We start from the raw sequence: 8,790 nt of genomic DNA on the forward strand, positions 1-8,790 counted from the left end.
AAACCCTTTTCCTTTTCAGTTTCCGGGTACAGCAGAATACATCACCATCCATGCGCAGCTTTATGATTACAAAAGTGATGAGATTATTGCAACTAAAAAGCAGGAGTTCCTGAAACAATCCTTTACATTTAAAAAGGTGGGAGCTCTTGATAAAACAAATCCAGCACATTTTAATTTTTTCTGGAACAGCAAAAGGCTGGTATCCAAGGTGGAAGGCCCATTTGATAAAGACGGAAAACTGAGATCCGAAATAAAGCCCGGTGAACGGTATTATTTTACAGCTACACCAAACCAGGATCTGCATAATGTGGAACTTCTTTCCGTAAAATGGTCTTACCGTTATGATGACGGAGAAATTACCCGCTTTAAAAATCACAGTGAGACCGTCAGTAACGGATGCAACGTGATGGAATGTACTTTTCATAAGGATCCGAAGAAAATAAAAGTGTATGCGTATTTCTTCGATCCAAGCGAAAAGGTAATGGTAAAGTTTACCAATTCCGGAATCACGGAAGAAGAGGAAGAACAGGTGCCTGCAAAACAGCAGCCCGCAGAAAGTAGCCCGGAAGTATCCGCTCCGGACAATACAGAAAGCTCAGGTGAAGCCTTGGTGTGGAGTAAGAAAGTGAGTTCTGAGTTTTGTGAGAAAGTGAAAAAAATCTCAAAAAATCTCGGATTGCCACAGCAGAATAATGAAGGAGCCAATTGGCTGATGACGGTCATGGCCTTGGAATCGGCATATACATTCAGTCCAAAAGCCGGTACATTCGGGAAAAATCCTGATGAGACCAGTAAATACAAATATGTCGGGCTCATACAATTTGGAAAGGCGGCAGCAGAAGAAGTGGGAACAACCAGAACTCACCTGATGTCTTTAACGGCCGAGCAGCAATTGGATTATGTAGAAAAACATTTCAAGTTAAAAAGGTTCAGAGGATTATTGAAGAGTAAAACGGCTCTTTATCTTTCGGTTAATTATCCGGTAGCTACCAAACACGCCGGAGAAAAAGATTATGTGGTGTATGACAGCTCAAAGGATGCTTATGATGATAACCCGATGTTCAAAAGAGAATCCCATGAATTCTGGATTGATAAAAAAACAGGAAACAAAAAATACTATAAAGGCAGAAAAGGCAAATCATACGTATGGGAATTCGATGAAGCTTTAAATGAAGTTGAAGAATTGGGAAAACAATATATGAGCAATGCGTCTGCTCCCAAAAGCAAGCCTGTAGCCGATCATAAGAAAACATCTGCTCCATCTGCCACGCCTTCAGCTCCAAAAAATAATACAAAGGCGTCAGCAAAGGATATTGTAACCTACCATGTGTATCATAACGGTATAATAGAAAAGCATATTCCCAAACAAATAAAGCTGGGAAATGAGAAGAAATATAAATATGTGTATCATGACTACAAAAACGTAATACATGAGATCTGCGTAGCAGAATGGCATACCACAAAAGAAAAGGGAGTCGGGAAAGTACATATGACAAAGCCTACTCATGCTAAAATTGTATCAGACGAGAATGTGAATGAAGGAAATACCTCCAGAAGAGTAAAATATCAGAATGGTGATATCGCAGAGTATGGAAGCCATCCTAAAAAAGGTAAAATATGGCTTTTGTATAAAGCCGGGCAAAATAATGTAGAACTTCTGAAAATGCCGGATAGTTTAAATTATAATAAGGACGAGGTATCCATAGCCTACGAATTTACAGAAACCAAGAGAAGATATACTGGGGTGAATTCATTTGCTGGGTTTATAGGATATCTGGCAAAGTCGGGCAGGAAACTAAAAACAACGGGAAGCTGTTTCTCCGAAGGATCAAGTTTTCCCAGTCAGGAACACTGTAATGGAAGAAGTGTGGATACTTTATATCTGAAGAAAGTAGAAGATGATCAGAAAGTAATTGACAGTGCTATATTTTTCCATTTCACAGAGGTTTTAAAAGGTGTTGATGCATACTGTAAAAAATTAAAAAGAGCGGGAAATGGAGGAACGCTCCACAACAGCCATCTTCATTCCGGGAATTTTGATGGGAGCATCGTTAAAACCATAACAGAAAAATAATGTAAGCAAGGTTTGAAAGTGTCAGAACCAGTTTAAATTTTTATTTTGAATCGGAATTTAAAGTGGATTAATGATTTTGGTTATTAATAAATTATTTAATTATGCATACTCTTTAAAATTCCGCTTCAAAATAAAATAATAGAATTTAAACAAATTATCAGAGGCAGAACCGAAGTGATTCTGCCTCTGTTATTTTATCCTGTGTAATAAGAAGTTTTAACTTAAATGATAAGTTTTTTCTTTACAGTAATTGCTTTTTTTCCTCTGTTGTACTATTAGATGGAAATTCTGTGCATAAGCTGTTTCTGAATATAACTCACAATTTAAAACTCTTTACCAGTTCACAAACATAAACTGATCCTTCCACGGCAGCTTCACAAGACCGATTCCCCACGAAAGTCTTTCAAGTAAAATATCCTGTGTTTTTCGTTCTACGGTAAGAGTGCAGTCGTGGTTGGAGACAACCAGTTTTCCGGGACGTTGAAAAAATTCATTCTGGAGTAATTCTGCGGATGAGGTTTTCATGGCGCTCCAGTTGTGCTGAACGCTTTCTATAAGATTTTTAACCTGAGCTTTATGTTTACGAGAAAGCTTAATATGTCGGTTGATCGATTGATGAAGAGGAATATTGCACAAAAATTTCTCAAATATCATATCGTATTCAGGAGCATTTATTTTTCCGGTAGCAATATAATGAAGCAGATGTGCACCCAGTTCAGGATCTGAAAGCTGGTTAGTTTTCTTGTCCAGAAGATCGCAATGCTCAAAAAAAGTTTTCATAAACGGATGGATCAGAACCAGTCCTGCATTTTGGACATATTGTCCTTCATCAGAAGCAATTTCTTCATCTTTTTCTTCAGAATTTTTGCTATTTTGCATTACCACATCATTGATTTCCGTAAAATTTTGCTGATTTTTTTTCGTTGTCTTTTTTGTATTTTGATCGTTTTTGATGAATGTATCTTCAATTTTTTCAATCAATCTAGCTTCTTTGATCTCCGGAAATATCTTTAATACTGTTTTTACATTCTGAAGATTATCTTTTGCAGAAGATGAAACTTTTAATAAAATTTCGGATTTTAGTATTTCTTCTAAAAAATAATCCTCAATATGGATGGTCGGAGATTTCAGATGTCCCGACAAAATATTTAAAATCAGTCTCCATATCATAATTCTGTTAGTCTGATCCAGCTTTGAGATCAACTGTATAATCTCTGATTGTAAATTGATTTTTAATGCTTTATCTTTTAAAATAACATTGCATAATTGGGCAATTTGTCCGTCAGAAAGCTGATGAATGATTCTTTCCTGCACATTTCTTTTAGAAAAAACAGGAAGAATACAGCTTTGAAAATTTTCAGCCTGAATAATAGCATTAAATACTTTTGGCTCAAGCAGAGAAAGACTTTTTTTATCAGAATTCCACCATGGCATACTTCCTCTTTCCAAAAAATAAATAAAGCTCTGAAGAATTTTTTCCTGATTGGTTACCAGATACGCTTCAGAATGATTTGCCGTAAACTCATCTGAATTTAAAACAGGGTTTGTAATTTCAGATAATTTCTCTTCGAAAACTTGGGCAATTTTATTTTTCATATCAGAATTTAATGTGCTGCTTTTTACATCCAGATTCAATTCCAGTTTAGGGATCTGCAAAATATGGTCTTCTAATCTATGTTCAAAAGTACTGAGGTATTTTTCTATTTTCGGAAACACATCCATCGACAGAAAACTGTTGATATCATCTTTTATACTCAATCCTTTTTCTTTATTATTTACCGTAATTTCAATAAAAACTTTCTGAATGATATGATCTTGTTTCACATTAAATAAATTTGGGTTATACAATGGTGGAATTACCGTAAAATGCCTATTTCTTGTCAAATTCTCCACCCCAGAAACCTGCAGGACAAAGGCTGTATTTGGATCTCTGTTTTGCACTCAGTCTGCATCCGCAACCTCTTATAAAGCCGTCTTTCGGAGCATCTGAAACTTCCAGAGTCTGAGGATGAATCCATTTTTGGGTATTGCAGTTGTTTCCGTTTTTCAAAGGACAGGCGTTACAGATTTCTTCTCTTACAGAAAAAACAACTTCCTCGTCCTGATTTGCCATACCCAATTTTGATCTTAATTCATTAAAATGGCCGCCAATAATTTCATTGCGCTTGCCAAAAAGAGTTTTAATATTCATTGTGATTAAAGTTTAAATTATGGGGTCAAAATTAGAGGAAGAAAAACAGTATAACGAATAATAAGACCTCGCTGTTCTGTCTTTGCAGTAGATCATAAACTTTTGTTCTGATAATAAAAACGATAAATTTTTTAATTCAGAAAAGGATGAAATCTGATCAGATATCGATAATTGAAAAAATATTGAGCGGATAAAAAAATCAAAAGAGAAATCTCACAACATTATACTTAAAATAATCATTTTTCACGCCTTAAAATTACCTTCTGTTAACAGTGTTTATTTCATAAGACTTAGATATGTATAAATTTTTGTTAAATTTGGTGTATGTTAATTATTTGATTATCATTATTTTATATTGATTTGTTTTTTAGGTTAAAAGAGAATTCAAAAAAAGCATTTACTGCAAAGACAGGATGGAGCCCCCAAAATATTCGTTTTTTAAGTCGGGTGGATTGTATGTTTGCACCATAATACTAAAGAACAAAAATTATGATAAAAGAAGTATTAACAGTTTTAAAAAATGAATTGCATTCTGCCGGTTTAGCAGATGTTGTTGTTAACGACATCGCAAAGCATGAAGACGGAGCTGCGGGACTTGATAATAAAGTGGTGATTACTTTACTGAACGTTCAGGAGGAATCTACCATGAAAAATATCTCAAGATATGTAAAAAATACATCCAATGTTACAAAAATGGAAAGTCCTTCGGCTTATGTAAATCTTTTCGTAATGGTTACAGCCAATATGACGGATTATGACAGTGCTTTAATAAACATTTCAAAAGTTATTGAGGTTCTTCGTGCAAAAAATGTATTGGAATATGCTGCAACCGGTATCGGGGAAAGTAACTTTACTTTCAGAACAGAAATGCATGCCGTACCGTTTGAGCAGCTAAGTTACATCTGGGGTTTATTGGGCGGAAAGATCATTCCTTCCGTAATGTATAAAGTAAGTGTGGTTAAGATTGGAGCTAAAAATATTTCTGATGTTCAGCTTATTAACGATGTTGATATTAAGGATATTACGGTTAAATAATATCAGAAAACAAATAACCCTTTAATTTAAAATTTATGAACATGCCAAATCCGACGACACCCGGTGTTTCTATTGAAGAACTGCCAAAACTTCCCAACTCCATTGCACTAGTAGAAACTGCAGTACCTGTATTCATAGGATATACCGAACGAAAGCCTTCCGAAGATAATAATACAAGTATACCTGATTATAAGCCTGCTAAAATTAATTCTCTCTTGGATTTTGAGAAAAAATTCGGGAGTGCAAAAATGGAAAGTATTACATTAAAAGATACTGATGCAGGAATAACAGTTTTAGACCCAAAGGCAAAATTTTTAATGTATTATTCGTTACAAATGTATTTTGCTAATGGAGGCGGTTCTTGCTATATCGTTTCTGTGGGAGATTACAATGCACCACAAGTGGAAAAAAATCTTTTGGAATCAGGGTTAAATTTAATCAATAATATAAAAGAGCCACTTCTTCTTATTTTCCCGGATGCCGTATCCTTAAATTCTCCAAATGAATTTCATGAATTATATAATACCGCAATTGCTAAAGCCGAATCTGCAGGAGAATCCAAAAATATGTTTGCCCTATTAGATACTTACTATGGAAATTCCACAACAAAGATCGGAAATCTTACTGCAGTAGAGAGTTTCAGAAATACAGTAAATTCCTCAAGTTATGCGGCAGCTTATTTTCCTCATCTGAAAACGGTTTTAAACTATCATTTTGATGAAAAAATAACTCCTGTTTCTCACCTCGATACGCAGAATCAGCCCGTTGGAATTGCCAATGGGGTAACATTAGAGTCCCTGAAGAACGCAAATTCTTCATTATACAATCAGATAAAAGAATTACTGAAATCCCTGGAAGTAGTTTTGCCGCCATCATCTGCAATAGCAGGAGTGTATGGAAGAATAGACAATACAAGAGGAGTCTGGAAAGCGCCCGCCAATGTAAGTTTGAATTACGTAACAGCTCCGACTGAAAAAATTTCCGACGAAGAACAATCCGGTTTAAACATTGATGATGAAGGAAAATCAATCAATGCCATCAGAAGCTTTACAGGAAAAGGAACCTTGGTTTGGGGAGCCAGAACGCTGGATGGAAAAGACAAAAAGGAAGATGAAAAAGATAACGAGTGGAAATATATTCATGTGCGCCGTTATTATAACATGCTTAAACAGTCCATAAGCATAGCACTTAATGAAAAATTTATCAATCAGCCGCATGTCATTCATACATGGTTAAGAGCAAAAGCAATGATTGAGAATTTTCTCAATCAGCAATGGATAGACGGAGCATTGGCGGGAAACTCTCCCAAAGAAGCTTACAAAGTTGAGGTAAAATCCGGAGGAACAGACATCATGGATGTAAAAATTGAAGTAGCCTTAGTACGTCCTGCCGAGTTTATTGTATTAAATTTTTCCCACAAACTATAACAAAACCAAAATCAATCACAACAAAATATTGAAGTTCAGCTTCGAGTGATAATTAATATTAACTTAAAATTTTTAACAAATGAATTACAAAACCCCTGGAGTCTATGTGGAGGAAGAGGCAAAATTTCCGCCTTCCGTAGCGCAAGTTGAAACAGCTATTCCCGCTTTTATCGGATATACAGAAAAAGGGACACAAAACAAACCTACGAGAATCTCGTCCATGCTGGAATTTGAAGAACTTTTTGGAAAAGCATACGCTGAAACTTTTGCTGTAGCTTTCAAAGAGGGTGCTGCAACAGCAGTTCAGCCAAAGGTAAGCGATTTCAAAATGTATTACGCGATGCAAATGTATTTTGCCAATGGAGGCGGACCATGCTATATTGTTTCGGTAGGCGATTATGATGATGATGTTACTGTTGGAACTATTGCAACTCAGCAAGGAACTCTCTTATACGGTCTTGAATTATTAAAAAAAGAAGACGAACCTACACTTATCGTTTTTCCTGATCTTCAAGATCGAGTAGCTTCTGCTGCTGATGTCGATGCTGCTAAAGCCATTTTAGCTACTGCAAAAAAGAATGAAATTTTAGCCACTGCATCTAAAGTTGCGGCTCAAGTTGTTGCAGATGCTGTTAATAATGCTGCAGATGTTGAGCTAGCTCAAACTGTTGCTCAGGCTGCAACTACTGTTACAGATGCTGTTACAGATGCTCAAGTTGCCGCTGAAGCTGCGGCTGAACTTGCTGCGGTTACTTTTAATCAAGAAATTGAAGCAGCTACTGAAGTTGCTGCCAGAAGTGCCGCTAAAGCTGTTGCAGATGCTGTTGTTGAAAGTAAATTTGCAGGTGCTATTCTTGCTGATATTAAAGAGGCAGCTAACTCTGTAGCTCAAAATTTTCAAAACGATCTTATTACAGCTACAAGTATTACTAGCGATGCCAATGAAGAACTTGATAATACTAAAAAGATTGATGCTTCTTCTTCAGAACCTTTGGTTATCAATGCTATTAAGAATACCTACTCTTTGTATGACAGTGCCTTAGATCAGGCAGAATCTATGAAAGACAGGTTTGTTATTATGGATGTTTTAGGAGATGATGCCACTTTCAGAAATAAAGTAACTTCTACAGGACTAAAATACGGAGCAGCTTATTATCCGAACCTTAAAACAATTTTAACGTACGCTTTTAAAGAAGATAAGGTTTCTGTGATGGGTGCTTCCGGCGCAACAACTTTAGCAGAATTAAAATTAAAAAATTCTGAACTGTACAATCAGGCTAAAGCGGCAATTGAATCCAAAAAAGTAGTCTTAGCTCCATCTTCAACAATGGCAGGTGTTTACGCTAAAGTAGACAGTACATCCGGAGTATTCAAAGCTCCTGCTAATACAGGACTTAATTATGTTGATTCTCCCGTTACTAAAATTTCCAATAAACGTCAGGATGAACTTAACGTAGATCCGACTTCAGGAAAATCCATCAACGTTATCAGATCTTTTACAGGAAAAGGCACATTGGTTTGGGGTGCAAGAACACTTGACGGCAACAGCAACGAATGGAGATACATTTCAGTACGCAGATTCTTCAACATGGTGGAAGAATCCGTGAAAAAAGCAACAGAACGTTTCGTATTTGAACCGAACACAGCCAATACATGGGTTCGCGTACAGACGATGATCGAAAACTTCCTGAACCAGCAGTGGCAGGACGGAGCATTGGCAGGAAGCAAGCCGGAAGAAGCTTATTATGTAAGCGTAGGCTTAAACAAAACCATGTCTGCACAGGATATCCTTGAAGGCAGAATGATCGTGGAGATCGGTATGGCGGCAGTTCGTCCGGCAGAATTTATTGTTCTTCGTTTCTCACACAAACTGCAGGAAGCTTAAAAATTAAAACAAACAAATAACAAAATTAAATCAAGACAATTATGAATACATATCCATTAGTAAAGTTTTCCTTTGAAGTAGACTGGGGCGGAACGAACATCGGTTTTCAGGAAGTTTCGGGATTAAGCATCGAGCGCGATATCATTGAATACAGACAGGGAGCAAGTCCGGATTTCAG

At 36.3% G+C, this 8,790-nt stretch carries 6 protein-coding genes and 1 pseudogene; 5 read left to right on the forward strand and 2 right to left on the reverse strand.

What is annotated here, in order from left to right; all coding sequences use genetic code 11:
• Positions 1–2,074: pseudogene (locus WFK35_RS17535) on the forward strand (hypothetical protein); the annotation flags it as partial.
• A gap of 333 nt (positions 2,075–2,407) precedes the next feature.
• On the opposite strand, the gene WFK35_RS17540 reads toward WFK35_RS17535, so the two are convergent.
• Both WFK35_RS17540 and WFK35_RS17545 read right to left on the reverse strand, forming a co-directional pair.
• Entirely contained in the window at positions 2,408–3,898 is a 1,491-nt protein-coding gene (locus tag WFK35_RS17540; protein WP_336733669.1) for a contractile injection system tape measure protein, read from the reverse strand.
• A 46-nt stretch (positions 3,899–3,944) separates the two neighbouring features.
• Positions 3,945–4,187: a hypothetical protein gene (locus tag WFK35_RS17545; RefSeq protein WP_185205217.1), complete on the reverse strand. Its 243-nt coding sequence runs from the start codon at positions 4,185–4,187 to the stop codon at positions 3,945–3,947.
• 567 nt (positions 4,188–4,754) lie between these two features.
• Between WFK35_RS17545 and WFK35_RS17550 the strand changes: the two genes are divergently transcribed.
• From WFK35_RS17550 to WFK35_RS17565, 4 genes are all read left to right on the forward strand, one after another.
• Positions 4,755–5,300: a DUF4255 domain-containing protein gene (locus WFK35_RS17550; RefSeq protein ID WP_336733670.1), complete on the forward strand. Its 546-nt coding sequence runs from the start codon at positions 4,755–4,757 to the stop codon at positions 5,298–5,300.
• Between the two features lie 41 nt (positions 5,301–5,341).
• Positions 5,342–6,727: a phage tail sheath family protein gene (locus tag WFK35_RS17555; RefSeq protein ID WP_336733671.1), complete on the forward strand. Its 1,386-nt coding sequence runs from the start codon at positions 5,342–5,344 to the stop codon at positions 6,725–6,727.
• Between the two features lie 79 nt (positions 6,728–6,806).
• Positions 6,807–8,612: a phage tail sheath family protein gene (locus tag WFK35_RS17560; protein WP_336733672.1), complete on the forward strand. Its 1,806-nt coding sequence runs from the start codon at positions 6,807–6,809 to the stop codon at positions 8,610–8,612.
• Positions 8,613–8,653: 41 nt separating this feature from the next.
• A partial coding sequence (locus WFK35_RS17565) for a phage tail protein (protein WP_336733673.1) occupies positions 8,654–8,790 on the forward strand: 137 nt, incomplete at its 3' end.

It is taken from the genome of Chryseobacterium sp. VD8 (assembly GCF_037149975.1).
Classification (GTDB): Bacteria; Bacteroidota; Bacteroidia; order Flavobacteriales; family Weeksellaceae; genus Chryseobacterium; species Chryseobacterium indicum.

Excerpts from the sequence above, each read along its gene's own strand:
- WFK35_RS17545 (WP_185205217.1), bottom strand. The coding sequence starts at position 4,187 with ATGGCAAATCAGGACGAGGAAGTTGTTTTTTCTGTAAGAGAAGAAATC.
- WFK35_RS17550 (WP_336733670.1), top strand. The coding sequence starts at position 4,755 with ATGATAAAAGAAGTATTAACAGTTTTAAAAAATGAATTGCATTCTGCC.
- WFK35_RS17555 (WP_336733671.1), top strand. The coding sequence starts at position 5,342 with ATGCCAAATCCGACGACACCCGGTGTTTCTATTGAAGAACTGCCAAAA.
- WFK35_RS17560 (WP_336733672.1), top strand. The coding sequence starts at position 6,807 with ATGAATTACAAAACCCCTGGAGTCTATGTGGAGGAAGAGGCAAAATTT.